The 25,933-nt window shown below is 65.6% G+C and carries 21 protein-coding genes; 10 read left to right on the top strand and 11 right to left on the bottom strand.

Annotated elements, in window-relative coordinates:
* Positions 1-129: 129 nt before the first annotated feature.
* The 4 genes from N5B55_RS19445 to N5B55_RS19430 all read left to right on the top strand — a co-directional run bounded on the left by N5B55_RS19445 (position 130) and on the right by N5B55_RS19430 (position 7,468).
* Complete coding sequence (locus tag N5B55_RS19445) at positions 130-1,221, top strand: alpha/beta hydrolase (RefSeq protein ID WP_304541320.1); 1,092 nt, start codon at positions 130-132, stop codon at positions 1,219-1,221.
* 115 nt (positions 1,222-1,336) lie between these two features.
* Complete coding sequence (locus N5B55_RS19440) at positions 1,337-2,647, top strand: efflux RND transporter periplasmic adaptor subunit (protein ID WP_065854626.1); 1,311 nt, start codon at positions 1,337-1,339, stop codon at positions 2,645-2,647.
* Between the two features lie 47 nt (positions 2,648-2,694).
* Entirely contained in the window at positions 2,695-5,901 is a 3,207-nt protein-coding gene (locus tag N5B55_RS19435; protein ID WP_116575194.1) for an efflux RND transporter permease subunit, read from the top strand.
* Between the two features lie 61 nt (positions 5,902-5,962).
* Positions 5,963-7,468 carry an efflux transporter outer membrane subunit gene (locus N5B55_RS19430; RefSeq protein ID WP_304541317.1) on the top strand — a complete coding sequence of 502 codons (1,506 nt, stop codon included), beginning with the start codon at positions 5,963-5,965 and terminating at the stop codon, positions 7,466-7,468.
* Positions 7,469-7,540: 72 nt separating this feature from the next.
* On the opposite strand, the gene N5B55_RS19425 is transcribed toward N5B55_RS19430, so the two are convergent.
* From N5B55_RS19425 to wecB, 7 genes are all read right to left on the bottom strand, one after another.
* Entirely contained in the window at positions 7,541-8,383 is an 843-nt protein-coding gene (locus N5B55_RS19425; protein ID WP_304541314.1) for a hypothetical protein, read from the bottom strand.
* Positions 8,380-9,441, bottom strand: coding sequence for a YaiO family outer membrane beta-barrel protein (locus tag N5B55_RS19420; protein WP_304541312.1), 1,062 nt, complete (start codon positions 9,439-9,441; stop codon positions 8,380-8,382). Before N5B55_RS19420 ends, N5B55_RS19425 begins: the two co-directional genes overlap by 4 nt.
* Positions 9,442-9,536: 95 nt before the next feature.
* Positions 9,537-11,387, bottom strand: a complete 1,851-nt coding sequence (locus N5B55_RS19415) for a polysaccharide deacetylase family protein (protein WP_304541310.1) — start codon at positions 11,385-11,387, stop codon at positions 9,537-9,539.
* Positions 11,384-12,370 carry a hypothetical protein gene (locus tag N5B55_RS19410; protein ID WP_304541308.1) on the bottom strand — a complete coding sequence of 329 codons (987 nt, stop codon included), beginning with the start codon at positions 12,368-12,370 and terminating at the stop codon, positions 11,384-11,386. Before N5B55_RS19410 ends, N5B55_RS19415 begins: the two co-directional genes overlap by 4 nt.
* Positions 12,371-12,380: 10 nt before the next feature.
* Entirely contained in the window at positions 12,381-13,424 is a 1,044-nt protein-coding gene (locus N5B55_RS19405) for a hypothetical protein (protein WP_304541306.1), read from the bottom strand.
* Positions 13,421-14,746, bottom strand: coding sequence for a glycosyltransferase family 2 protein (locus tag N5B55_RS19400; protein ID WP_175402331.1), 1,326 nt, complete (start codon positions 14,744-14,746; stop codon positions 13,421-13,423). Before N5B55_RS19400 ends, N5B55_RS19405 begins: the two co-directional genes overlap by 4 nt.
* Before the next feature lie 27 nt (positions 14,747-14,773).
* A complete protein-coding gene (gene wecB, locus N5B55_RS19395; RefSeq protein WP_304541303.1) occupies positions 14,774-15,931 on the bottom strand; it encodes a non-hydrolyzing UDP-N-acetylglucosamine 2-epimerase in 1,158 nt (385 codons plus the stop codon).
* 714 nt (positions 15,932-16,645) lie between these two features.
* Here wecB and modB point away from each other — a divergent pair.
* Positions 16,646-17,332 (top strand): molybdate ABC transporter permease subunit, encoded by a 687-nt coding sequence (gene modB / locus N5B55_RS19390; protein ID WP_119440461.1) that lies wholly within the window; start codon positions 16,646-16,648, stop codon positions 17,330-17,332.
* On the top strand, positions 17,329-18,072 hold the full coding sequence (locus tag N5B55_RS19385) for a sulfate/molybdate ABC transporter ATP-binding protein (RefSeq protein WP_304541299.1): 744 nt from the start codon (positions 17,329-17,331) through the stop codon (positions 18,070-18,072). The genes modB and N5B55_RS19385 overlap by 4 nt, the downstream gene beginning before the upstream one ends.
* 2 nt (positions 18,073-18,074) lie before the next feature.
* On the opposite strand, the gene N5B55_RS19380 is transcribed toward N5B55_RS19385, so the two are convergent.
* The 4 genes from N5B55_RS19380 to N5B55_RS19365 form a co-directional block, all read right to left on the bottom strand.
* Positions 18,075-18,572 (bottom strand): flavodoxin family protein, encoded by a 498-nt coding sequence (locus N5B55_RS19380; RefSeq protein WP_065854578.1) that lies wholly within the window; start codon positions 18,570-18,572, stop codon positions 18,075-18,077.
* 7 nt (positions 18,573-18,579) lie between these two features.
* On the bottom strand, positions 18,580-19,392 hold the full coding sequence (locus N5B55_RS19375) for a TOBE domain-containing protein (protein ID WP_304541296.1): 813 nt from the start codon (positions 19,390-19,392) through the stop codon (positions 18,580-18,582).
* 57 nt (positions 19,393-19,449) lie between these two features.
* A complete protein-coding gene (locus N5B55_RS19370) occupies positions 19,450-19,953 on the bottom strand; it encodes a DUF6622 family protein (protein ID WP_103519105.1) in 504 nt (167 codons plus the stop codon).
* A 122-nt stretch (positions 19,954-20,075) separates the two neighbouring features.
* The gene (locus tag N5B55_RS19365) at positions 20,076-22,826 is read right to left on the bottom strand and encodes a sensor domain-containing protein (RefSeq protein ID WP_304541294.1); all 2,751 of its coding nucleotides are present in this window, start codon (positions 22,824-22,826) and stop codon (positions 20,076-20,078) included.
* Between the two features lie 712 nt (positions 22,827-23,538).
* Here N5B55_RS19365 and N5B55_RS19360 point away from each other — a divergent pair.
* The 4 genes from N5B55_RS19360 to N5B55_RS19345 all read left to right on the top strand — a co-directional run bounded on the left by N5B55_RS19360 (position 23,539) and on the right by N5B55_RS19345 (position 25,930).
* Positions 23,539-23,931, top strand: coding sequence for a glycoprotein (locus tag N5B55_RS19360; protein WP_304541291.1), 393 nt, complete (start codon positions 23,539-23,541; stop codon positions 23,929-23,931).
* Positions 23,928-24,368: a hypothetical protein gene (locus N5B55_RS19355; RefSeq protein ID WP_304541289.1), complete on the top strand. Its 441-nt coding sequence runs from the start codon at positions 23,928-23,930 to the stop codon at positions 24,366-24,368. Before N5B55_RS19360 ends, N5B55_RS19355 begins: the two co-directional genes overlap by 4 nt.
* A gap of 41 nt (positions 24,369-24,409) precedes the next feature.
* Positions 24,410-25,327 carry an AraC family transcriptional regulator gene (locus N5B55_RS19350; RefSeq protein ID WP_304541285.1) on the top strand — a complete coding sequence of 306 codons (918 nt, stop codon included), beginning with the start codon at positions 24,410-24,412 and terminating at the stop codon, positions 25,325-25,327.
* Between the two features lie 162 nt (positions 25,328-25,489).
* On the top strand, positions 25,490-25,930 hold the full coding sequence (locus N5B55_RS19345) for a universal stress protein (RefSeq protein WP_065854564.1): 441 nt from the start codon (positions 25,490-25,492) through the stop codon (positions 25,928-25,930).
* Positions 25,931-25,933: the final 3 nt, after the last annotated feature.

Below are 25,933 nucleotides of genomic sequence, written 5' to 3'. Positions count from 1 at the left end.
AGATTTTGATTGTTCGGCTGCAACTAATAGTGATGTCTGATTATAGGCATTTATCTACGTTCGTCTAATCACCATCATTCAGCCCATCGATATCCGGGTGATCCGCAAAGGTAAGCCCCGCCTGACATCATGGGTTCTTCTCCACCGCGTCTCGTTGTTTCGGATCGGTCGCTGACCAGCGATGCGGCGTCGCCCGCTGTTCGTCCAGCGCAACCGTATACAACGCCCGCGACCACAAATGTTGCACTGAATAACCATTTGCGCAGCGCAGCATCTACGCTGCCTGAGCAAGCTTCTGCGTGCAAGGAAACGGCGGGCGCGGTGCCGTTGCCGCGCGAGGTCACGTCCGAAGACTATTGGACACAGGGTTACGCCAGCCGGATCCGCCTGCGTGTGTTCCGCCCCGAAATGCACGCCGGCGATGCCGCCGCGCCGCTGCGCCAACCCGGCGTGCTGTACCTGCATGGCGGCGGTTTCGTGCGCGGCTCGATTGACGATGCAGATGCGCCGGCGCGCCACCTGGCGGCCACATTGCCGGCGGTGGTGGTGACGGTCGGCTATTCGCTGGCGCCCGCATCGCCATTTCCAGCCGCCCCGGAAGATGTATACGCCGCGCTGTGCTGCATGGCGGACCATGCTGGCGCATGGGGGATTGATCGTCGCCGCATCGCCGTGGCCGGACATGACGCCGGCGGCAACCTGTCGGCCGCGCTGTCGATGATTGCGCGCGACCGCGGCGGCCCGCACCTGCGTGCACAGGTCCTGATCGCGCCGATGCTCGATCCGACCATGGCACGCGTGCGCCCCGACCACTTGGCCAACGCAGACAACTCGGCTGAAGTCTGTGCCGATTGCTATCGCCAGTACCTGCCCCGCCCGACCGAGCGCGTGCACCCCTATGCCGCGCCGGTGGAATCGCGCCGCCTGCAGGGCCTGCCCCCCGCCCTGCTGCTCACTGCGCCGCAAGACTTGCTGCGCACCGAAGCAGAGCGCTATGCAGCGTGCCTCATTGAAGCGGGCGTCGTCACGCAGGTCGTGCGCGTGAACGAGGCCTGCCATGACTCGATCGCGATGAGCGCGGTCGCGCAAGACGAGATGACGTGCTTCCTGCGCTGGCACCTTGGCATGACGCGCCAGGCGGCCGCCCCGCGCAAACGCCGTCCCCGTGCGGACCGAAAGGACCGCACCTCCATTGACCCGACCGGGGAGACGCCTGGCTGAACCCATACAACAAGAAACGGAGTGCGAGGCCGCCCGCGTATTTCTACGCTGCGGCCCAAGCGCTTTTATCCAGTCTTTTTCTCTTTGCTTACCCAACAAAATCGAGAGAGTCATCATGAGCCTGTCCAAACGCACACTCGCCATTTCGGTTGCCGCCGTGCTCGGCGTTGCAGCCGTTGGCACTTACGGTCTGGTCTCCAGTGCCGGCGCATCGCAGCAGCCGACAGCCGCCCCCGCTGCCACGCCGGTGGATGTGGCGCCGGTCCTGGCCAAGAACGTGGCCGAATGGGATGAGTTTTCCGGCCGCATCGAAGCCGTTCAACGCGTGGAAGTCCGCCCGCTGGTAAGCGGCACCGTCACCGCCGTCCACTTCAAGGACGGCAGCATCGTCAAGAAGGGCGACGCGCTGTTCACCATCGACCCGCGCCCCTACGCGGCCGAAGTGGCCCGCACGCAAGCCGCGCTGACGGCCGCCAAATCGCGCGTGGCCTACACCACCTCGGAGCTGGACCGCGCGCAGAAGCTGGTGGCCGACAACGCCATCGCGCGCCGCGAGTTCGAAGAGAAGGAAAACGCCGCGCGCGAGGCCCAAGCCAACCTGCAAGGCGCCGCCGCCGCGCTGGAAGCCGCCAAGCTGAACCTGGAGTACACGCACATCGTGGCGCCGGTCGCGGGCCGCGTGTCGCGCGCAGAAATCACCGTCGGCAACGTCGTCTCCGCCGGTGGCGCTGCCCCGGTATTGACGACGCTGGTGTCGGTCTCGCCGATGTACGTGGCGTTCGATGCGGATGAACAAAGCTACCTGCGCTACTCCGCCAAGGCCGCCCAGGGCGCGAAGACGCCGGTCTACATCGGGCTGGCCAATGAAGACGGCTACACGCGCGAGGGCGTGATCCAGTCCGTCGACAACCGGCTGGACGTGCGCTCGGGCACGATCCGCGTGCGCGCCACGCTCGACAACGCGGACGGCCGCCTTACGCCAGGCCTCTACGCCCGCGTGCGCATGAGCACCGGGGCGCCGCACGACGCCATACTCATCAGCGACAAGGCCATCGGTACGGACCAGGACAAGAAGTTCGTCCTGGTGGTGGATGCCGCCAACAAGACGAGCTATCGCCCGGTGGTACTGGGCGCCTCGGTTGACGGCCTGCGCGTGGTGAAGTCGGGTCTGAAGGCAGGCGAGCGCATCGTCGTGAATGGCATCCAGCGCGTGCGCCCGGGCGACGCCGTGGCACCCAACACGGTGACCATGGATAGCCTGGTCACCAAGCGCGTGGTGTTGCCGGGCGCACAGCCGGAAGCCCCGGCCGCGCCCGCCGAAGCCAAAGCCGACACATCCGCTGCGCCCGCCGCCAAGGCCGAAACCAAGCCCGCGAACGCCAAGACCGCAGCCAACGCACAACGCCTTCCGGCCGACCGCGCCTGATGGCCCCGATTGCGCTCAATCGCGACTGAACCTCATCGCTCTCAGCCATGAACTTCTCTAAATTTTTCGTGGACCGCCCGATCTTTGCGGGCGTGCTTTCCACGCTGATCCTGCTGATCGGGATCATCTCGATCTGGCGATTGCCGATCTCGGAGTATCCCGAGGTCGTGCCGCCTTCGGTGGTGGTGCGCGCGCAGTTCCCGGGCGCCAACCCGAAGGTGATCGCCGAGACCGTCGCCTCGCCGCTCGAAGAACAGATCAACGGCGTCGAGAACATGCTCTATATGCAGTCGCAGGCCAACAGCGACGGCAACATGACCACGACGGTCACCTTCAAGCTGGGCACCGACCCGGACAAGGCACAGCAGCTCGTGCAGAACCGCGTGTCGCAGGCACTGCCGCGCCTGCCCGACGTGGTGCAGCGCCTGGGCGTGACGACCATCAAGAGCAGCCCCGACCTGACGATGGTGGTGCACTTGCTGTCGCCCAACGACCGCTACGACATGACGTACCTGCGCAACTACGCCGTGCTGAACGTCAAGGACCGCCTTGCGCGGATCAGCGGCGTGGGCCAGGTGCAGCTGTTCGGCTCGGGTGACTACTCGATGCGCGTGTGGCTCGACCCGAACAAGGTCGCCGAACGCGGCCTGACGGCCAACGAAGTGGTCAAGGCCATCCGCGACCAGAACGTGCAGGTGGCAGCCGGTGTGATCGGCGGTTCGCCGTCGGTGCCGGGCACGGACCTGCAACTGTCCGTCAACGCGCAGGGGCGCCTGAAGACCGAACAGGAATTCGGCGACATCATCCTGAAGAGTTCGCCCGATGGCGCCGTCACGTACCTGCGTGACGTGGCCCGCATCGAACTGGCTGCGTCGGAATACGGCCTGCGCTCGCTGCTGGACAACAAGCAGGCGGTGGCCATTCCGATCTTCCAGGCGCCGGGTTCCAACGCGCTGCAGATTTCGGATGACGTGCGCAAGACGATGGCCGAGCTGAAGGAAGACTTTCCCGAAGGCGTGGACTACCGCATCGTCTATGACCCGACGCAGTTCGTCCGCTCGAGCATCGAAGCCGTCACGCACACGCTGCTGGAAGCGGTGGCGCTTGTGGTGCTCGTGGTGATCCTGTTCCTGCAGACGTGGCGTGCGTCGATCATCCCGCTGCTGGCGGTGCCGGTGTCGATCATCGGTACGTTTGGCCTGATGCTGATGTTCGGCTTCTCGATCAACGCGCTGTCGCTGTTCGGGCTGGTGCTGGCGATCGGGATCGTGGTGGACGATGCCATCGTGGTGGTGGAAAACGTCGAGCGGAACATCGCCGAAGGGTTATCGCCACGCGAGGCGACCTACAAGGCCATGCGCGAGGTGAGCGGCCCGATCATCGCCATTGCCCTGACGCTGATTGCCGTGTTCGTGCCGCTGGCCTTCATGACGGGCCTGACCGGTCAGTTCTACAAGCAGTTCGCGCTGACGATCTCGATCTCGACCGTCATCTCGGCTTTCAACTCGCTCACGCTGTCGCCGGCACTGGCCGCCCTGCTGCTCAAGAGCCATGACGCGCCGAAGGATTGGCTGGCGCGCACGATGGACAAGGGCCTGGGCTGGATCTTCCGCCCGTTCAACCGCGTGTTTGGTGCCGCATCGGAATCGTATGGCCGCAGCACGTCGCGCGTGATCGGCCGCAAGGCGGTCATGCTCGGTATCTACCTGGCCTTGATCGGCGCGACCGCGCTGCTGTTCAACAAGGTGCCGGGTGGCTTCGTGCCGATGCAGGACAAGCAGTACCTGGTGAGCTTCGCGCAACTGCCGGACGGTGCCTCGCTGGACCGCACGGAAGACGTGATCCGCCGCATGTCGGACATCGCCCTCAAGCACCCGGGCGTGGAAAGCGCTGTGGCGTTCCCGGGCCTGTCGATCAACGGCTTCACCAACAGCCCGAGCGCCGGCATTGTGTTCGTCACGCTCAAGCCGTTTGATCAGCGCAAGGGTGCCAACCTGTCGGGCGGTGCCATCGCCGGGCAGCTGAACCAGCAGTACGGTGCGATCAAGGATGCCTTCATTGCGGTCTTCCCGCCGCCGCCGGTGCAGGGCCTGGGTACGGTGGGTGGCTTCAAGATGCAGATCGAAGACCGTGGTTCGGTCGGCTACGAACAGCTCTTTGCCGCCACGCAGGCCTTCATGGCGAAGGCACGGCAGACGCCTGAGCTGGGCCCGTCGTTCTCGAGCTACCAGATCAACGTGCCGCAGCTGAACGCCGACCTGGACCGCGTGAAGGCCAAGCAGCTTGGCGTGCCGGTGACGGACGTGTTCGACACCATGCAGGTGTATCTGGGCTCGCTGTACGTGAACGACTTCAACCGCTTCGGCCGCACGTATCAGGTGAAGGTGCAGGCAGACGCGCCGTTCCGCGCCCACGCAGAAGACATCCTGCAGCTGAAGACGCGCAACACCGCGGGCGAGATGGTGCCGCTGTCATCGCTGCTGCGAGTGTCGCAAGGCTTCGGGCCGGACATGGTCGTGCGCTACAACGGCTACACCGCTGCCGACATCAACGGCGGCCCGGCCCCGGGCTTCTCGTCGGGCCAGGCACAAGCGGCAGTGGAACGCATTGCGCATGAAACGCTGCCCAAGGGCGTGCGCTTCGAGTGGACGGATCTGACCTATCAGCAGATCCTGGCCGGCAACTCGGCCGTGTGGATCTTCCCGATCTGCGTGCTGCTGGTGTTCCTGGTGCTGGCCGCGCAGTACGAAAGCCTGACGCTGCCGCTGGCCGTGATCCTGATCGTGCCGATGAGCCTGTTTGCCGCCATGCTGGGCGTGTGGGTCTCGCATGGAGACAACAACATCTTTACGCAGATCGGGCTGGTGGTGCTGGTGGGGCTGGCGTGTAAGAACGCCATCCTGATCGTGGAGTTTGCGCGCGAGCTGGAGCTGCAGGGACGCACCATCGTCGAAGCCGCCATCGAGGCCTGCCGCCTGCGTCTGCGCCCGATCCTGATGACGTCGATCGCTTTCATCATGGGCGTGGTGCCTCTGGTGGTATCGACCGGCGCCGGTGCGGAAATGCGTCATGCCATGGGCGTGGCCGTGTTCGCGGGGATGCTGGGTGTGACGCTGTTCGGCCTGTTCCTCACGCCGGTGTTCTACGTGCTGCTGCGCACGCTGGCGGCACGCCGCGGCCAGCGCTCGGAAGACGCCCCCGATCGTGATCTGGACCTGGATGGCACGCTGCCTGTGCCGTCGACCCAGCACTAAGGTCAATACTCATCAAGACATCGCTATGAACGCGTCGACACAACAACAAACAGGTCCGGCCATGCGGTCGGGCCGCTGGACCCCGCTGGCGCTGGCCGCCGCGCTGTTCCTCGCGGCCTGCTCGCTCGCCCCGACCTACGAGAAGCCGGACGTTGGCACACCCAACGCCTTCAAGGAAGCTGCACAACCCGCGGACGCACCGTTGGCTGCAGGCGAGCAAGGCAAGTGGAAGACCGCCGAGCCTGCCCTGCCCGCCGACGGCGCGTGGTGGAAGATCTTCAACGACCCGACGCTCGACAAGCTCGAAGCGCAGGCCGCTGAAGCCAGCCCCACGCTGGCCGCCGCAGCCGCGCGCGTGAACCAGGCGCGTGCCTTCGTGCAAGCCAACCGTGCATCGCTGTTCCCGGAACTGGATGCGGGCTTCGGCCCGACGCGCCAGCGGGCTTCGGCGGCATCGGCCGGTTTGCCGGTCGGCGCGCCCGTGCAGCCGCAGACGTACTGGCGCGCGCAATCCACCGTGGCGTATGAGGTCGACCTGTTCGGCCGCGTGCGCAACAACATCGATGCGGCCGGCGCCGATGCCGAGCGTGTCGAAGCGCTGTACCGCGCCGCCCGTCTGTCATTGCAGGCCGACGTGGCGCAGACGTACTTCAGCCTGCGCACGCTGGATGCGGAAGAAGCCTTGCTGTCCCGCACGCTGGTCGGCCGCGAAGAGGCGCTCAAGCTCGTGCAGCGCCGCTTCAACACCGGCGACATCGGCGAACTGGACGTCGCCCGCGCTGATGCCGAACTCGCGACGGCACGCTCGGATCGCATCGGCGTGCAGCGCCGTCGTGCCGTGCTGGAACATGCGCTCGCAACGCTGCTGGGCAAAGCACCGGCTGATTTCACGATGAGTACGGACCCGCTGCAATCGGCCGACGTGCGCGTACCGGCGGGCCTCCCGTCTGCCTTGCTGGAGCGCCGTCCCGATGTGGCTGCGGCGGAACGCTCGATGGCTGCGGCCAACGCACGCATTGGCGTGGCGCGCGCGGCGTTCTTCCCGCAACTGCTGCTCACGGGCGGCTTTGGCTACGAATCGCACGACATCGGCGACCTGCTCAAGTGGGGCAGCCGCACGTGGATTCTCGGACCGCTGGTCGGCACCGCGCTGTCACTGCCGATCTTTGACGGAGGCGCCCGCAGCGCCGGCGTGAAGCAGGCGCGCGCCGCGTATGAAGAGAACGTCGCCAACTACCGCGAAAGCGTGCTCGTCGCCTTCCGCGAGGTGGAAGACAACCTGTCAGAACTGCGTCTGCTGGCCGATCAAGCCAAGGCACAGGACGACGCCGTGCGCGCGTCCACGCGCGCCGCGCAACTCTCGCGCACGCGCTACAACGCGGGGTCGGTCAACTACCTGGACGTGATCGATGCCGAGCGCAACATGCTGTCCGCCGAACGCATCGGCGTGCAGCTGGCCGGCAGCCGCATGAACTCCACGGTGGGGCTCATCAAGGCGCTGGGCGGCGGCTGGGGTGATCTGCCGCCGGCCAACGCGTCCCAGCCTGCAACGGTGGCGCAACAGTAACCAGGCATTGCTCCCTCTCTCTCTGGAAAGCGAGATCTGCGCGGCTTCGGCCGCGTTTTTTTTTGCATCCGTTCAGGGCAATTTTCCAGTTCCGCGCGCGTTCCAGCTCATCGCCCACGCATAGAAGCCGACCAGCGTGCCGAACTGCAGGAACACGGCCCATAGCAGAAAGATCTGCGGGTACCACAGCATCGACCCTTTGAGCAGCACCACCGATGCGAGCGTGTACTGAAACGGAATGAACACCGTGAGATACGCCATGCCCATGACGGACAGCACCAGCTTGCGGATCAGGCCGAAGTCCAGCACGTTGTAGATCAGCGCATAAAGCCACGGCGTGATCAGCACCACCACGACCGACGCCTGCGTGAGCGAGCCGATCGATCCGCCGCCGTCATACGGAAAGCTTGCCGGCCACATGAAGAAGTAGAACTGCGCACTCGCCTGCACCACGCCGATGAAGCGCAGCCAGTACGCCAGCGGCAACGCACGGCCGCCGATGAAGCGCGTGCCGAACAGCAGCGCCAGCGTGATGATCATCCCGACCAGCCATTGCACGGCGGTGGGCAATGCGGCTTCGCTGTGCGGATACGGAATCGCGCCAAAGCCCGGCACCAGCGCCTTCACGGCCGCCAGCCGCACCTGCCCGTCCAGGGCGACGCTCCAGAACCCGATGATGCGTTCCCACAGCCGGGCCACGGTCGGCCACAGCGCGCAGTAGGCGGCCGTGAGCGCCAGCGGAATCCCGAGCACGTCGATCCAGCGCGTGAACGGGAACGACAGGCGACGCATCGCGCGATGCATGACGATGCGATCGCCGCGATAGCCGATCACCCGCTTGGGCTCATGCCCGCGCAATCGGCGCTTGGCGGGGAGGTCGTCGCCCGGCCCGTCCTCGATGGGCTTGGCGTTCATCGGAAGCTCCAGCGGAAGCCGATTTCACCGTAGGTGCGGTTGTAGAACGGATTGTGGTAGTACTGCGCGCCGACGATCAGCAGCAAGTCACGCGCGACACGCTCGCGCCACTGGATGGCGTAGCTCATGCTGTTGTAGTCCGCACGCTCGGTGCCGGTGGTCAGCACCTGGTAGGCCTCGCGGGCGTGCTCCACGCGCAGCACGAGCGCGCGCTTTTCGTCGTTACCGATGGTGGCCGCAATGTACTGGCTCGGGCCGAACACCATGCCGGGGTTGGCCCGGTTGAAACGCAAGCCGCCCTCCAGCACGACCGACGGGAAATACGCCAGCGAACTGAGCACCAGCCCCTGGTCGTTGCGCACGCTGTCCTGGCCCTGCGCGTAGTACGCACCAATGCCGGCCACGAAACGGCGGTCCGGGCCGAACTTGCGATAGCCCGCCACATCCACACGCCACTTCGAGAACAACTCGCTGTTGCCCGTACCTGCGCCGACGAGGACGTAGTAATCCTCCGAAAGATCGCGCGTGAGCGATAGCGCGCCGTACTGGCCCGCAAAGCCAAAGCGGCTCTGCCGATCCAGCTCGGCCTGCCAGATGCCGTACGAAGTGACCATCATGCCGCGCAGGGCTACGGCGGTGGCCCCGCCAAAGCCATCGCTCATATGGCCGGTGTCGAGCACGGCCTCGATGGCAGCGCGCTCCGGTACATACGGTTCGGGCAGCGGTTGCGGCACGGTTGGCGCGTTGGCGCCGGGCGTCGGCACGGGCGTCGCGGCCAATGCCGTGGCGTCCGCCGGCGGCGGCGCGCCTTCCTGTGCAGCCGGTTGTTCCGGTTCCGTGGCGGCGGCTGGCGCTGTGGCCGGCTCTGCCGGTTGCAGCGCTTCGGAGGCTTCGGTCGGCTGTGTTCCTTGTGCTGGTTCGGCCGGTTGCACCGCTTCCGCGGACTGGGCCGCGGTGTCCTGGGTGGCGGCCGGCTCGGCAGCCTGTGCCCATGCCGCCGGCGCTGTCATGCCGCAGATGGCAGCCGCCAGCATCCACGCAATTGAAGTTCGATCCACGCTGTATTTCCCCGTCTGTTGTTGATGCGGGCGCCGGCCTTTTTTTTTTGATGCGTGGCGGCGGCCCTCTCTGCTTGTTGTCTTGTGTCTTGTGCTCAGGTGCCGGTCTTCAGCTTGGCCGCAATGGTGAGCTTGCTGCCCGCGCCCGCCACCACGCGCCAGTTATTGCCTTCCCGGACCACGCTGGCCTGACCGGCTTCCACGCGCGGTTCGGCATAACGGTCGGCTGAAAACAGCCACGTCAGGTCGCTCAGCGTTTCCGGGTTTTCCGCGCTCACGCGCACGTCGCCGCGCTCCGACGTTGTCTGCCACACGGTCTTTTCGCGCCGCTCGGCAAAGTCGGCCATCTGCGTGATGGTGTGCCAGCGGAAGCGCTTGCGCGCCTCTTGCGCGTCGGCGGCATCCATCAGCGCGTCAATGGCGTGCAGGTAGCGCACCGCGCCAGGCGGGTGGAAGTAGATCAGGCGGATCTCGCCGGACTCGGTGGCGAACTTCACCAGCGAAGTCAGCCACGCCGCAATCTCCGCTTCCGGAATGTGCGCCATGTCGGCTTCTTCAATGGTCGCGTACTGCCCGTAGGTCTGCACGGGGAACGACCAGATGTGCTCGTCGCGCCGGCCGTTGCGATACGTACGCGTCGGTCCCTGGCCGATATTGCCGGTGAAGTAGTAGCCCTTGACGTTGTGCTCATCCAGCCAGCGGGTGGCCCACTCGGGCTGATTGCCGGTGGGGGCGGAATACTCCGTCTGCGGCTTGCCGGTCAGTGTCTCGATGGCGTCTGCGTTCTTCTGCAGGTAGGTCTCCATCGTGGACTGGTTGTCTTCCGTCACGTTCAGGCCGAACCAGTCGTGGATCCAACCCCCGTGGCTGCCGACCTCGTGCCCTTGCTTCATCAGACCGTGCACGACCTCCGCAAACGCGGGGTTGTGGGCCAGATTCACGCCCAGCCCGTCGCCAAACTGGCGCTGGTCGGGGCCGGCGGTGATGTGGAAGCTGAACGGGCCGCGCTTGAAGACGCCGTCTTCGATGAGCTTGTCCGTTGCCTCAATACAGATGCGAGCATCGCAGTGCCAGTTCAGCACCAGGCCACCCACGCCCTGCGGCGCCGGCGACAGGCGCGGCTGTTCCAGCACGCGGCCCGCAAAGTAGCTCAGGAAGCCATGCATCAGCACGCCATCGGTGCGCAGCTTCAGATACGTCAGCGGCAGGTTGACGAACAACACGTGGCCTTTGCCGACGGTGCGCTCGCCGGCGATGATCGAGCTGTCTTCGGAGCGCAGCAACACCTTGCCGGCGTAGTCGCCGTGCGTGCGCAGGGTCGGGTACTGCAGCATGTCCTGCCCATAGCCCGACAGCACTGCACGCCCATTCGACACAATCCAGCGCCCCGGCGGAATATGCAGATCGACCATCGCATCGGGCTGGCCGTAGACGGTCGCCTGGCTGGCCATCTTTTCGCGCAGCGTCGAATAGAAACCGTATTGCACGCCGGCCAGCGTCGAGAGGCGCGAGGCGCCATCCTCGTAGAAGCCCTTTTCGTTGAGGATGCCGGCGTCGTACACCTGCATCAACGCGCCGCCGTCCTGCACGAACTGGCTGATCTGGTTGACGAGCGCGGTCGTCATCGAACGGTGCACGGTGTCCGGCAGGATCACGCCGGCAAACACGCGCTCACCATTCAACCCATGACGCACGAAATCCGATGCCGACATGGTGCGCAGGCGTACCCCCTCTTCCAGCGCGGCGTCTTCCCACGCCTGTACGTAGATGCGGTTGTCTTGCCCCAGGTTGTCGGGCACCACCAGCACGATGTCATCGGTCTGCGGGCGGCCCGGGCCGGCGCTGAGGTTGCGCGCCAACAGCAGCGCGCAGGCCGCAAAGGCAATCAGGATCAGCAGACTGGTCAGGTGCTTGCGCCAGTCGATGCGTTTGGAAGGAGTGCTCATTGGGAAACGGCCAGTGCATGGGAGAGCCCGACCAGCGCGCCCTCTTCCATCAGGTTCCAGCGGCCGGCTGCGCGCCATTGCGGCGCGGCCTGCAGCCACTTCTGCGCGGTCGGTGTATCGCCCAGCGTGTAGGCCGCCCAGGCGATCAGACCCCAGGGGAATGGGTCCGCCTTGCCCGACAGCCACGTCTGCCCATGGCGGAACATCCACACCGCCCATTTGCGCCGGGCGGCAGCACCGCTCTCCAGGTCATGCACCCACGGATAGACCGGCGCCACCGCCGTCGGGTAGAAGCCGTACGGCGTGGGCGGCAGGCTCACGCGTGCAGGATCGAGCGCGCCGTTCAGTTGGTAACCGTAGGCATGGGCGAGGCCGTCCATCATCTGCTTGTGCGACGGCAGCGCGGCCAGTTCCAGCGTGTAGTGCAACGCGGCCTTGGGGTCGGCGCGCAGGCGCTTGAGTGCGCCGGCCACTTCCACGTTGTCGGCAAAGTAGGCTTCGGGCCGGTCGGCAAACGCCTGGAACGTCGCACGCTTCGGGTCCCACAACGTGGCGAGGAGCACAAGCGACAGGCGGCAGCTCGCCAGCAGTTGCGGCGGGCCATGCAGGATCTCGTTGACAAGCAGGCACCAGAACACGGCTTGCGAGTCATCGGCATCGGCGTGGCCACAGGCGGCCCAGCCGTCTGTGCCAGCGCGGCAGATCCGGGGGAACGTGCCATTGGCCTGTTGATACGGCAGCAGCCAGTTTGCCAGCGACGCGGCCGGAGCCTGCACGTCGACACCGAGGCGGTGCGCGACCAGCAGGGCCTCGATTGCAACGTAGGGCTCGACGTAATCGCCTTGGGCGAAGACAGTCATGGCGCCGTCGCGCGTGGTGAAGTCTTCAAACATCGAGGCACCGTGCGCAGCGGCAGTCGACAAGGCAAGCCCGGCCAGCACCGCGCCACAGCGGCGAATGCAAGCGCTCCAGAATGTGACCATGCGTGCCCCCTTACCCGTCCACACGAGCGAACTCGTGCGCGGTAATCACGCCATGCACGACACAGCCCGGCGAAACGAACAGGCGGTTGCAGACCAGCGTGGTCGGTGCATCGGGGCGGCCGATGCGGCAGTTCGGGCCGAGCACGATGTCTTCAAAGCCGATCAGCGGGCCCAGTACCGCGCTGCCCGCCCCAATCTCCAGATTCTTGCGCGCCGATAGGGTGCCGGCGATGCGCACGCCGTCACCGGTACGCAGGTGCCCATGCGTCTTGATGCTGCCCTGGAGCACCATGCCACCCGCGACGCGACAATCGCCGCGCACCACGTAGTCGCAATCGGCTGCCTCGTTGGCGGCCAGAATGGCATCGCCATCGAGCACACGGCGCTCGGTAGCCGGTTTCGGCAGGCCGACCGGCTGTGCCGCGCTGCGCGCGTCGCCAAACATCACCTCGGTGGCACCCGCACGCTCGAAGCGCGCCGGCGCGGCCATCACGATGCGCTCCTCCGCCGTGACGCGGCCTTCGACACGCACGTTTGGCTGCAGGCGCACATTGCGGCCATGTACCCAGCGCTGCACCACCACGTTCTCGCCCAGTTCGATATCGCCTTCGGCCAGGCACGCACGCAGACGGGTGTCGCGCTCGACTTCGATATCGTGCTCGACATACAAATCGGCGCGCACGCGACTGCGCGGCGCAAGCCATGCATCGCCCCGAAACACGACGATGTGGTTCACCTTGTCGAGCATGCGCGCCAGCCCCGACTGCTCGGCAGACGGGCGGCCGCGCGGGTCGCGCCCCACGCTCAGCTCTGCGCTCACGGGCACCTGATAGGCGGCGCCGGCGGAGCGCATGGCTTCGAGATCCACGCCGTACTGCTCCTGCAGCCGCCGACGGAAGCTGTTGGCAAAGAAGGTGAGGTTGTTCGGCTGGTCACGCCGCATCGGCAGCGGTGCCGAATCGGTCGGACGCAGCCACTCCGACAACGCCGGCAGGAACGGCAGCACCAGCAGGCCCGCAACGGAGCCGCTCAGCAGCAGCATGCTTCCGATCATGCGCCCTCCGTGCCCGTGGGCACCGGCACCTCGCCGGCCATGATGTTGACCACGCCCGCGGCTTCGGTGCGGAAGCGCTCGGTCTTGTCCCACACCAGCTCGCGCTTTTTCACGGCATCGATCACCTGCGTCACGCCGGCGCGCGAGATGGTCACCATGCTGACCAGGAAGCCGAACAGGTTCAGCGGCAGCAGGCGGATGCGGTTCCGATGACCATCGAGGTAGGTGGCCGCTGCGATCTCGAAGAAGGCCGCATTCGTGCCCAGCCCGCCGTAGCACAGCAGCGCCGCGAGCAGCACCCACCCCGAGACGATCGATTGCGCAGCCGCATAGAACAGGATGACCGCCACCACCCAGCCGGCCAGCTGCACCATGGGCATGACGAAGATGAGCAGCAGCAACGCGCCGTCCAGCCGTTCCAGCCGGCTGATGCGATCGTTCGCCAGCAGCTTGCGGATGTTCTGCACCATCACCTGGTTGTGGCCGCGCGACCACCGGCTGATCTGCTTAAGCCGCACGGGCCAGACTTCGGGCACCTCTTCGTAGCATTCGGAGCGGTTCTGGTAGACCGTCTTCCAGCCGTGCTGGAGCAGGCGGAACGTCACGTCAGTGTCTTCCGCCAGCGTGTCGATGTTCCAGCCGCCGATGTCGTCCAGCGCGCGACGGCGGATGCCGCCCACGGTGCCGCCGTATTGCGGCACCAGGCCCAGGTTCATGCGGGCGGTCTGGTCGACCTGGTAGCCGCCGGAGCGCTCCAGGTCGAGCAGGCGCGTGAGCAGGTTCGCCCCGGCATTCACCGGCACCACGCGGCCCATGATGGCGCCCACTTCCGGGTCAAAGAACGGCGCCACAAGCTGTTTGATGAGGCCACGCGCCGGCAGGTAGTCGGCATCGAACACGATCATGATCTCGGCGTCGATCAACTGCGTGGCATCGCGCAACGCCGCGGCTTTGCCCGGCCGGCCTTCTGTGCGGTGAAAAAGCTGGAAACGACCCGGGTTGCGTGCCGCAATCTCGTCGATGATTTCGCGCGTGCGATCCTTCGAGCGATCGTTGACCGGCATGATGGTCAGCTTGTCGCGCGGGTAATCCACCAGCAGCAGCGCGTTGAGGCAGTCGGCAATCACGCGCTCTTCATTGTGTGCCGCCACGCAGACGACCACGCTCGGCCACGCCCCCTGCTCAATGTCGAGATACGGCTGACGCTGACGGCCGAATAGCCGGTTCAGCGTGAACAGATAATGCCGCGCGGTGTAGACGACGAGCAGCGTGATGATGCAGAACGCAATCACCAGCAGGATATCGATCGCAAGCGTGGACATGGTCGTGATTGCCTTTTCGTTTGGCGTTCAAGCGGCTTCGAGTGCGTCGGCGTCGCCGAGGAATTCCTGCACGAAACCACCCGCAAGGGCGGACACGATGCGCTGTGAAGCCAGCCCATCGCCATAGGGGTTGAGATGCTGCGAGAACGCGCGCCATGCCTCGTCGTTGTCGTACAGGTGGCTGACGGCACCCACGATGCTGTCCACCTCCGTGCCGACCAGGCGCACGGTGCCGGCCTGCACGGCCTCGGGGCGCTCCGTCACGTTGCGCATGACGAGCACCGGCTTGCCCAGCGACGGCGCCTCTTCCTGCACGCCGCCCGAGTCTGTCAGGATCACGTGGGCGCGCTGCATCAGGCGCACGAAGCGGGCGTAGTCCAGCGGTTCGATCAGGTGCACGTTCGGCAGCCCTGCCAGCGCTTCCTGCACGGGCCCGCGCACATTCGGGTTCAGGTGGATCGGGTAGACGATCTGGATGTCGTCGCGGCGCGCCAGCGTGGCCAGCGCCTCGCAGATGTTGGCGAAGCCCGAACCGAAGTTCTCGCGGCGGTGGCCCGTCACGAGCAGGACCTTGCGTTCGTCGTTCAGAAACGGGAAATGCGCATCCAGCGCCGCGCGGAAGGCGTCGTCCTTCAGGATGCGCTGCGTGGTCTGCAGCAGCGCATCGATCACGGTGTTGCCCGTCACCAGGATGCGGCCACCCAGGTTTTCCGCCTGCAGGTTGCGGCGCGACGAATCGGTCGGCGCGAACAGCAGATCGGCACACACGTCGATGGTGCGGCGGTTCATCTCTTCCGGCCAAGGCTGGTAGAGATCGCCCGTGCGCAGGCCGGCCTCCACATGGCCGATGGGAATGCGGCGGTGGAACGCCGCCATGGCCGACATCATTGCGGTGGTCGTATCGCCGTGTACCAGGATGCGGTCGGGACGCACCGTCTCCAGCACGTCGTCAAAGGCTGTCAGCAGACGGGCACTGAGTCCGTTCAGCGTCTGGTTCTGCGTCATCAGTTCCAGGTCGATGTGCGGAACGATATCGAACAGGTCGAGTACCTGCTGCAACATCTGCTTGTGCTGCCCCGTCACGCAGACGACGGATTCCATGGCCGACTGTTCGGCCAGCGCCTTGACGAGCGGCGCCATCTTGATCGCTTCGGGCCGCGTGCCGAAGACGGAGAGAATTTTCATAGCCGGGTAGAAAGAAGCACGGCATGCGCATCGCAGACGCGCATACAGCACACAGGACGGACGAAGGGAATCGATTGACGCCTCCTTCGTGCCTCCTTCTTGTTCTTGTGCGACCGTGGGGGCGGGGAAACCGGGCGTCGTGCAGGCCGCAATTTTCTCAATGAACGCGTCATTGCCGCCACCCCTCGTTTTTTTAAACAGAAAGGCTGACTAGGATTACCCCTTCTTTAGGGGTGACCGGAAATAAGGCGTAGACGCGCGGGAAAAGTGACGCATAAGCGCGCGCATTGCCGGAACCGTCCGCACGGCGCGGAGCCGCACGGGCGCTTGCGTTACAGCCGATGGGTCGTCCGAAATTGAATGACGCGGCAATGAATCAGCGTTTCATCTCCGGTTTGTCGTGAAAACCGGGGCATGGGCAATTGCAAATGAAATGAAAACAAAAAGGGCCTAAATCATTCCGCCCATTCGAGGGGCATGTTGATTTGTCGGAAAAAAGAGCGCGCCGCCTTCACGCCGCTGCCGGCAATGGCAAGACAGCGCCTCCATGCCCCTTGCTGCATGCCGGATATCACTGTGTCAGGATTGACCGGGCGTTATATCCAACCCTATATTGCGGATAACTCACCCAATCTGTCGCCGGCACCCAACGCGTCACTGCGCAGTTCGCGGACATCACCCGGCCGGCCGATGGCACCTTCGCAACGTATCCGCATGTCTGCTTCCATCTGGACGCCTCTGCTGCTTTCACTCAAGGTGGCCGGCTGGGCGACGGTTCTTAACCTCGTGCTGGGCGTCGGTGCGGCGTACGCACTCGCGCGCACGCGCAGCCGTCTGCGCGACGTCATCGATTCAATCCTGACGCTGCCCCTGGTGCTCCCGCCAACGGTGCTCGGCTATTACCTGCTGGTGCTGCTGGGCCGGCGCGGCCTGATCGGCGGATGGCTCGACAGCTTGGGCATCCAGCTCGTCTTTACCTGGCAAGGCGCGGTGATTGCCTCCACCGTGGTGGCGTTCCCGCTCGTCATGAAGTCGGCACGCGCCGCCTTTGAAGGCGTCGATCATCAACTCGAGAACGCGGCGCGCGTGCTCGGCCTGCCCGAGACCGCCGTGTTCTTTCGGGTCACGCTGCCGCTGGCCGCGCGCGGCATTGCTGCCGGCGTGCTGCTGGCCTTTGCACGCGCCTTGGGCGAATTTGGAGCCACGCTGATGATTGCCGGCAACCTTCCGGGCCGCACGCAGACGCTATCCGTCGCCATCTACGAAGCCGTACAGGCCGGCGACGACGCCACGGCCAATACGCTGGTGCTGATCACCTCGCTCACCTGCATCGTGGTGCTGGTGGCGGCCAGCCGCCTGCTGCAAGGGCGCGCGCCGAACCTGCAGGAGCAGCTGGCATGAGTGGCCGCATGATCGACCTCGTCGTGCAGAAAACGCTCACCAGCGCGGCGCGGGTGTTCTCGCTCGACATTGCCGTGCGCTCGGACAGCCGGCGCGTGGTGCTGTACGGCCCTTCAGGGGCCGGCAAGAGCCTCACGCTGCGCGCCATTGCCGGCCTGATGACGCCCGAGCGCGGCCGCATCGTGCTCAACGGCCTTACGCTGTTCGACCACGCCGACGGCATCAACCTCAGTGCGCAGGAACGTCGCGTCGGTTACCTCTTCCAGGATTACGCGCTCTTCAACCACCTGACGGTGGCGCAGAACATCGCGTTCGGGCTCAAGCGCGGTTGGTTCAACCCGCCGCGCCGCACGCACGACCCGCGCGTTCAGCAGTGGATCGACACGTTCGAGCTGGGCAACGTCGCCGCCAATTTTCCGACGCAGATTTCCGGCGGCCAGCGCCAGCGTGTGGCTCTGGCCCGCGCGCTCATCGCCGAGCCGTCCATGCTGCTGCTCGACGAGCCCTTTGCCGCGCTGGACCCGGCGTTGCGCACGCGCATGCGTTCCGAGCTGTCTGCCCTGCAAGCGCGCCTGCAGGTGCCGATGCTGATGATTACGCACGACCCGGCCGATGTGGAGATCTTCGGGGACCACGTATTCGAGCTGCGCGACGGCCGTGTCGTGGCCGATGCCGTGCGGGCACCCAATGCGCCGCCGCTCTCGCCGTATCCGCATCTGACGGCGGTGGTGAACCGCTAGCGTCAGAACACGCCCAACGCGAGCCCGGTCGCCATGGCCTGCCCAAGTGAACGGCAGCGCTCCAGCCCGTCTGCGCCAATCTGCTTTGGCGCGAGGATGGCCTCCGGCGTTTGCGCATGCGTGCAGACGATGATCGGTTCAGCCACGGGCTTGAGCCGCCAGCCGGTCGCAATGCGTTCAATCTGACGCACCGCATTCTGACCATCGCTGCCCGCGCAGACCAGGCACGCGTATGGACGGCCGTTGATGCGGTCGAGCGCGGGGTAATAGCAGCGGTCGAAAAAATCCTTGAGCTGCCCGCTGATGGCGGCGAGGTTTTCGGGTGTTGCGAAGAGATAGCCGTCTGCGGCCAGCACGTCGTCGGGACCCGCCTGCGCGGCGTGCAGCAAGCGCACAATCACACCGCCCTCTTCTGCGGCGCCCGCCTGCGCGGCCTCGGCCATCTGGCGCGCGCCGCCCGTCATCGAGTGGTAGACGATCAGCAGGGTTTTTGGCGTCATGAGGGTGTCAGGCCAATCCCAAGATCACGCTCGACGCCTCGAACACGGCGACGGCTTCCACGCCTTCGGCCAGTGCCAGCGTTTCCACCGCCGTGCGCGAGAGCATGGCCACCAGCACGGTTTCCCCCGCCGACGCGGCGCTCGCATCCTGCAGGCGCAGCCGCACTTCGGCCTGCACCGCGCCATCGCGGATCTCCGTGACCACGCACGGCAATTGGTTTTCTGCCGAGACCCGCCACTCGCCGGCGCCGCGCATCAGCATCACGGCAGGCGCCTTGATGAGCGCAACGGCCTGCACGCCCGGTGCCAGCCCAAGCACGCGCGTGCTTTCCTGCGTGATGGTGGCGGCGACAGCCTGACCGGCGGGCAGGCGCAGCGTAACCACATCGTTGACGGCGCCCGGTGCGACCGATTCGACCGTGCCGAACAGCGTATTGCGCGCGCTCGTGCGCAACATGAGGCGGCGCAGCAGGTTGACGTCTTCACTGGCGGCCTGCGCGGCCGCATCCAGGCGCTCGACAAAGCGGCGGTGCTCGGCTTCCAGCACGCGAAAGCTCTCGATCAGCCGTTGCGCACGCGGTGTCAGCACACTGCCGCCACCGCCCTTGCCGCCCGTGGTGCGCACCACCAGGGGCTCGCCGGCCAGGTTGTTCATGGTGTCGATGGCGTCCCAGGCGGCCTTGTAGGAAAGGCCCACGGCTTTGGCGCCTGCCGTGATGGAGCCGGTCTGCCCGATGGCAGCCAACAGTTCGATCCGGCCACGCCCGCCCCAGTTGTCTTCACCGGCGCGTAGCCAGATGGTGCCATCGAGTTCCAGCATGTCGTCCCGTCTTGAATGGAGATTGCAACATGCCGGATGTTAACGCCGATTGCTGGTTCAAGCCGCCGCCAGGCGCGGTGTACGCACGTGCAACAGCACCGAGCGCGAGAGGAGCAGGCCGCCCAGGAAGCCGAACAGCGCGCTGAACAGCGCCATGAAGCTGCCGGAGTGCGAGACTTCCGGGTGCATCGCGAGCATGACGTTGTAGGCATAGCGGGCGGCGAACAGGCCCACGATCACGACCATCGGCACCCAGCTGCCCGGCACACGCACAGTGCGGGCCGTTTCAGAGACGGCGCCGTTGGGCGGCGACATATACGTCACCAGGAACGCCATGACAACCGCGACCAGCCACATCGTGAGGGCAAGCGGGCTGCCATGGCTTGCCATCGACACGCCGTAAAGCGAATACGCGGCCACCACGAGCGGCAGCACGATCAGGCGGCGGCGCGACACGATGCGGGGCTGCATCTGACGCACCCCAATGGCAATGAGCACGGCAAACACGACGAACACCCAGGCGGGCGTATGCGAGACGATGGAGGCGATCGATTCGAGCATGGCGGTCTCCCTGTTGGAATGACGCCAGCTTAGATGCCAGCTCCCGCACGCGGGAGCGGATTGCGACGAACGGCAGAAACACCGGTGTGAACAGTGGGAAAGGCGCGTTTCCGGCCAGGCCGTCAGCCCAGCGCGGCGCGCACGCCGGCATCCACAACCGACAGGTGCGCCCGCAGCAAGCGGTCAAAACCTTCGGCCGTGACCGGCTTGCCGATGTAGTAACCCTGGATTTCCTGGCAGCCCGCCTTGGCGAGGAATTCCACCTGGTCGGCGTCTTCCACGCCTTCGGCCGTGACCGTCATGCCGAGGGCGCGCGCCATGGCGACGATGGCCTCCGTCAGCGCCACGGAATCCGGGTCGCCTGGAATGCCCGTGATGAACGAGCGGTCGATCTTCACGTTGCTGATCGGGAAGCGCTGCAGATACGACAGCGACGAATAGCCGGTACCGAAATCGTCGATGGAGATCCGGATGCCCTGCGCGGTGAGCGCATCGAACATGGGGCGCACTTCATCCGCACCGCCCATCAGCAGGCTTTCGGTAATTTCGACTTCCAGCGCGGTGGGCGGCAGGCCGGTATCGGCCAGCGTCTGCTCGATCATCGGCACCACATCGCCAGCCTGGAACTGCCGCGCCGACAGGTTGACCGCCATGCGGAAGTCGTAGCCGAGCGCCTCGTACCAGATCACGGCCTGCTCGCAGGCACGGCGCAGGACCCATGCGCCAATCGGCACGATCAGCCCCGTCTCTTCCGCCACCGGAATGAACTCCACCGGCGAGATCGCCCCAAGCTTGGCGCTGTTCCAGCGCAGCAGCGCCTCGGCGCCGACGATGCGATGGCTGGCCAGGTCGTACTTGGGCTGATAGACGAGCTGCAGTTCGTTGTTCTCGCGCGCGTCGCGCAGCGCGTTTTCCAGCATGTAGCGGCGTTGCAGACGGGCGTTCAGCTCAGCCGTGTAGAACTGCGCGCGGTTGCGGCCGTTCTGCTTGGCGCGGTACATGGCGGCATCGGCCGAACGCAGCAGGTCGGACCCCGAAATGCCGTCGTGCGGATACAGCGCCACGCCAATCGACACGCCCAGGTAATACCGCCCGTTGACGGTATCGAACGGCTCGCGCATGGCCTGAAGCAAACGTTCAGCCAGCAGCGCAATGCGTTTTCCCTCGACACGCTGGTCGATGAGGATGACGAACTCGTCGCCGCCCAGACGGGCGATCACGTCGCCCGGGCCGATGCAATCGGTCAGGCGCGCGGCTGCGCTTTGCAGCAGCGTGTCGCCGCAGGCATGGCCCGCGGTGTCGTTCACGCTCTTGAAGCGGTCCAGGTCGAGGAAGAAGAGCGCCAGTTCGCGGCTCTCGTCACGCGCGCTTTCAATGGTGCTTTCCAGGTGCGCAATGAAAAAGCTGCGGTTGGTCAGCCCCGTGAGCGCGTCGTGCGCGGCCAGATGGCGCAGGCGCTGCTCGGCGCGCTTGATTTCGGTGATATCGGCGAACGACAGCATCACGCTGCTGGGCGTGGGCTCGGCGTGACGACGGATCGGAATGATGTTCTGCCGCACCCACATCAGTTCGCCCGTCTTGAGCAACAGCCCGTAGACGCGGCCGAAGATGGGCTCGCCGGTGCGCAGCACCAGCCCGGACGGCATCATGGTCGAGCCGACTTCCTTGCCGTGCTCGTCCACGACGCGTTGAATCGGGTCGAGCCGGTTGCGGCCGACAAGCTGGCCCGGACGCACCCGCAGGATGCGCTCGGCGCTGGCATTGGCGGCCTGCACCACACCGTCCGGCGACATGATGACGACGCCTTCGTGCAGGTTCGAAATCGCCAGCCGGTAGCGCTCTTCGCTTTCGGCCAGACCACGTTCGACGTTGTCTTTCTGAATGGCAACGCCCGCCAGGTGCGTGACGTCGTCAAGGAAATGCTGCTCTTCTTCCACGGGCATGCACGGCGTTCGATAGAACAACGCGAGCACGCCAAGCTTGTCCCCGCGCGACGAACGGATGGGCAACGCCCACGCAGAAGCCAAGCCGGCCGACAATGCTGCCGTGCGCTCATGTTGCCAGCGCGGGTCAGTCGCAATGTTGTCGATGAGGACGGTGTCGCCAAGGTAAACGGCGCAACCGCAAGCGCCGGCATCGGGGCCGACAGGGTTGTTTTCCAGTGTGGCGGCAAAGGCCGCCGGCAGCGTGGGGGCGGCAGCCACACGCAACGTCTGCGAGCCGGCATCGAGCAACAGCACGGCCGACATGGCATTCGGATAGACCTGCTCGACGTACAGGCACAGATGGCGCAGTACGGTCGACAGCGTCGCATTGGAGGCAAGTTGCGCAAGCACGGCATTCTCCGAAGCGAGCAGGCGGCGCGCATGCAGCGCCTCGGCGCGGGCCTGAACGGCGTGTCGCTCCAGCGCATGGCGCGACACGGCTTCACGCAACACGAGCATGACGGCGGGCTGGCCCTCGTGCTCGCAGGCGGCGGCTTCGCTGGCAACCAGGACATGCGTGTAGTCGGCGCGCACCAGACGGTGTTCGACCGGCGGGGAATACACACCGCTGCTCACCATGTTCGCCAGGCGCGGCACCACCTGGGCCACGTCATCGGGATGAATCAGGCCGGCGAGTTGCAGGCCTGCCAGCTGCGTTGGATCCTGGGCGCCCAGCAAGCGCGCGGCGGCGGGGTTGGCCTGCACCACGCGTCCGTCCACAGTCAGCAGGACCGCGTCGGACGACAGCCGAGACAGCGCCTCGAAATCGGTATGACGCCCTCCCGCCATTGCCCCGGCCATGACCGCCACCGGACGTTGCGCGGCCTCGGGGCTGGGCGCAACGTCTGCAGGAGAGGCTCCGGCCTGAGCCGGAAAGAACTGGGTCATGGGCAATGCGATGGCTTGAGCGAAAACGGCAACAGCGACGGCAATGGGAAAGCGAGTCGCGAGACTACACGTGTCTCGACCCTAACCACAACGGCGGGCTGGTGGAAAACTGAAGGGTATTGCCTGTGATACCCCTGACGCCCGTGTGGTGGGCATCCTACGTTTGCGCTGCCCAAGAAAAAACCCGCGCTCAGTTGACGAGGCGCGGGTTGAAGTCTCTGGACCGTGTCGATCTGTTCCAGAGAGGAGAACCGACCCATGGGGCAATCGACGCAGTCACGCATCGCATCGCCATGTTGTAAATCATAGTGTCCCCCTCAGAAAAACAAAGGGCAGAAAAGACCGGGTATTCCATCCCATTTCATTTCCGCCGACCCATTTGTTTTGGCACTGCAAGAACCCCAATGCTGCTGATCCCGTCCGCTTCCACCGCCTGCATGCGCGGGCCTTATGTGCAGCCCGTTTCACGATACCGGCGACGCCGGAAAAATCGCCCCGGCATATTGGTTGGTCGCTACATTGACCAGAATGTTCCGAGTTGCGCGATTATGTCGATCGCATGAAGCATTCTGTGCACCTCAAATCACGCGGGGGTGACCCATGAGGCAGATTGCCGCGTCAAGTTTGGCTGCGGCGTGCCGTTATTGGTCGAAAGAACGCGCCTGTCCCGTGACCTTGCAGGCGCAATTTGAATGCCCGTGCCTGGACCGTCATGCCGTCTTTGTCTCCCCCCACTCGACCGCTTTCGCGGCGCACGATACGGCTGCTGATTGCCGTGAGCGTGCTGGCTGCGCTCGTTGCGCTGCCGCGTGCGCACGCTTTCACGACGCCGGCGCCGGCGGCGGCTTCCGGCCGGCCACCGGTTGCCGTTGCGGCACCCACGCCGCTTCCGGCACCCAAGCCGGGCAAAGCCACCACCGTTGCTTCCAACGCCCCGACCTGTCACGCGATCATGCAGCGCCTCTCGGGCAGCCTGGCGGCCACGCCCAGTACGGCCGACAAGCCCGGCACCGTGATGATCGACGTCGACAAAGCCGGCGTGATGATGGCCTGCAGCCATTCCGATTCGATTGCCATCCCCGTACCGGGCGGCAAGCCCAGATGACACCCTTCTTGTTCGCGCGCCGTGTCATGCCCGGCATGCTGGTGGCGCTCGTGGCCCTGGCAGCGCTGTCCATGCCGGTGGCCGGCGCGGAGCGTTGGATCCCGCTGCCCGATCAACCCGACAGCCACGCGTCGCTCGACGTCGGCAGCATCCAGCGCATGCCTAGCGGCCCGGTCAGCGCCTGGGTGCGCCTGAAAGCGTCGAACCGCGCGGGCATGCGTTCGCTGCAGCGCATGTTCGGCGCCTTTCGTGGCGACATGGCCGATTTTCTGTACACCATCGATTGCCGCAGCCGACAGTTTTCGGTCTCGCAGGCCAAGCTGTATCAAGGCGCCCTGACAGTCAGCGAAAGGCAGATCGCCAACGACGCCGGGTGGCAACGCGTCGACGGCATCGGCTTGGCGGGCGAAGTCGCGCGCCAGCTCTGCGGCGGATAACACCGCACGCGTCGCGGCGCCTTCGTTGGTAACATCGACGCGTGCGCCGCCCTTCCTCGTCCCCATCGACTCCACCCGCCGATCCTCGCGTTACCGCAGATGCGAGTGTCTTCGGCACGCTTGCCCGCGGTTCGCGTGCTTCGCTCGAGCGCGTCGCGCACCTGGGCGATGGCGTGACCGCCGCCATCTGGCGCAACGAACACGACGAGGCGCGCTATATCGAGCCCGAGCACCATACGCTTTCGGTCTATCTGCAAGGCGGGTACACCACGCACCGCCAGGATCTGCCGCACCTCTTCGGTGCGCCGGGGCGCGTTTGCATGCTGCCGGCCGAACACCAGTCAAGCTGGGTGATCGAGCAGCCGATGCGTTTCGTTCATCTGTATTTCACGCCGGACGCGCTGGCCGGACACGCCGTCCGTGTGCTCGACGCAGAGCCCCGCCTGTTCACGCTGCACGACCGCACCTTCATTGAAGACGTGCATCTCGCACAAGCCTGCGCCAACATCGCTCAGCTCGATTGGACCGACCTGGACGACCGCATGCGCGCCAACGCGTTGGCCAACGACACGCTGTCGTATCTGGTGCAGACACAGGGCCGCACGCGGGCGCTCGCCGTGCGCGGTGGGTTGGCGCCGCACGTATGCCGGCGCGTTGCCGCGCGCATCGATGCCGAGCTGCATCTGCCCCTGTCGCTCGGACAACTGGCAGCCGAAGCCAATCTGTCGGAATTCCATTTCGCGCGGATGTTCCGGATGTCGTTCGGGGTGGCGCCCCATGAGTGGGTGATGCAGCAACGCATGGCGCGGGCGCAGACGCTGCTGCGCACGACCAGCCTTGCGCTGGCGGCGATAGCAGAGCAATGCGGCTTTGCCAGCCCAAGCCATCTCAGCCGGCGATTTACGCTGCAGCTTGGTGCGTCCCCGTCGCGCTACCGGCAGGCGTGGCAACACGGGTAAGCCGCCATTTGCCACGTCAATATCCGAACGACCGTGCATCGCGATGCTGCGATCGTACGGTCGTCATATCAGCCGAAATGCTGTGCTGCACTAGCGTTTTCCACGATAGAGGCGCATTGGCCGGCGCAGTAACGTGAAGGCGGGTTCCCCATGGAGACCGCCATGTTCACCCATATCCTCCTGCCGACCGACGGCTCTGAACAGTGCCGAAAGGCCATCGACGGCGCGCTCAAGCTGGCGCGCGCGACCGGTTGCCGGCTCACCGCCTACACGTGCATTGAAGAATTCCCCAACATGGCCTATTCGGCCGGCGTGGGCGAGTGTCCGCATGCGCACTACATGGAAACGGTGCAGGGCCATGCCAAGGACTGCATCGAGCGCATTGCCGAGCGGGCGCGCGAAGAAGGCGTGCAGTTCGACAGCGACGTCTCGCAGTTTTCCGAGCCTTACCTCGGCATTCTTGACGCGGCCAAGCGGCACGCGTGCGACGTCATCTTTATGGCATCGCACGGGCACCGCAGCTTGATGGGGCGACTGTTGATCGGCAACGAGACGCGCAAGGTGCTGACCTACGCAGACGTGCCGGTCGTCGTCTACCGCTGATCG

It is taken from the genome of Ralstonia pickettii (assembly GCF_030582395.1).
GTDB classification, from domain to species: domain Bacteria; phylum Pseudomonadota; class Gammaproteobacteria; order Burkholderiales; family Burkholderiaceae; genus Ralstonia; species Ralstonia pickettii_D.
This window is presented reverse-complemented; position numbering and strand designations above follow the sequence as displayed.

Bases quoted from the DNA above. Each gene is read 5' to 3' on its own strand.
- N5B55_RS19445 (WP_304541320.1), top strand. From the start codon at position 130: ATGGGTTCTTCTCCACCGCGTCTCGTTGTTTCGGATCGGTCGCTGACC.
- N5B55_RS19440 (WP_065854626.1), top strand. From the start codon at position 1,337: ATGAGCCTGTCCAAACGCACACTCGCCATTTCGGTTGCCGCCGTGCTC.
- N5B55_RS19435 (WP_116575194.1), top strand. From the start codon at position 2,695: ATGAACTTCTCTAAATTTTTCGTGGACCGCCCGATCTTTGCGGGCGTG.
- N5B55_RS19430 (WP_304541317.1), top strand. From the start codon at position 5,963: ATGCGGTCGGGCCGCTGGACCCCGCTGGCGCTGGCCGCCGCGCTGTTC.
- N5B55_RS19425 (WP_304541314.1), bottom strand. From the start codon at position 8,383: ATGAACGCCAAGCCCATCGAGGACGGGCCGGGCGACGACCTCCCCGCC.
- N5B55_RS19415 (WP_304541310.1), bottom strand. From the start codon at position 11,387: ATGAGCACTCCTTCCAAACGCATCGACTGGCGCAAGCACCTGACCAGT.
- N5B55_RS19410 (WP_304541308.1), bottom strand. From the start codon at position 12,370: ATGGTCACATTCTGGAGCGCTTGCATTCGCCGCTGTGGCGCGGTGCTG.
- N5B55_RS19405 (WP_304541306.1), bottom strand. From the start codon at position 13,424: ATGATCGGAAGCATGCTGCTGCTGAGCGGCTCCGTTGCGGGCCTGCTG.
- N5B55_RS19400 (WP_175402331.1), bottom strand. From the start codon at position 14,746: ATGTCCACGCTTGCGATCGATATCCTGCTGGTGATTGCGTTCTGCATC.
- wecB (WP_304541303.1), bottom strand. From the start codon at position 15,931: ATGAAAATTCTCTCCGTCTTCGGCACGCGGCCCGAAGCGATCAAGATG.
- modB (WP_119440461.1), top strand. From the start codon at position 16,646: ATGTCTGCTTCCATCTGGACGCCTCTGCTGCTTTCACTCAAGGTGGCC.
- N5B55_RS19385 (WP_304541299.1), top strand. From the start codon at position 17,329: ATGAGTGGCCGCATGATCGACCTCGTCGTGCAGAAAACGCTCACCAGC.
- N5B55_RS19380 (WP_065854578.1), bottom strand. From the start codon at position 18,572: ATGACGCCAAAAACCCTGCTGATCGTCTACCACTCGATGACGGGCGGC.
- N5B55_RS19375 (WP_304541296.1), bottom strand. From the start codon at position 19,392: ATGCTGGAACTCGATGGCACCATCTGGCTACGCGCCGGTGAAGACAAC.
- N5B55_RS19370 (WP_103519105.1), bottom strand. From the start codon at position 19,953: ATGCTCGAATCGATCGCCTCCATCGTCTCGCATACGCCCGCCTGGGTG.
- N5B55_RS19365 (WP_304541294.1), bottom strand. From the start codon at position 22,826: ATGACCCAGTTCTTTCCGGCTCAGGCCGGAGCCTCTCCTGCAGACGTT.
- N5B55_RS19360 (WP_304541291.1), top strand. From the start codon at position 23,539: ATGCCGTCTTTGTCTCCCCCCACTCGACCGCTTTCGCGGCGCACGATA.
- N5B55_RS19355 (WP_304541289.1), top strand. From the start codon at position 23,928: ATGACACCCTTCTTGTTCGCGCGCCGTGTCATGCCCGGCATGCTGGTG.
- N5B55_RS19345 (WP_065854564.1), top strand. From the start codon at position 25,490: ATGTTCACCCATATCCTCCTGCCGACCGACGGCTCTGAACAGTGCCGA.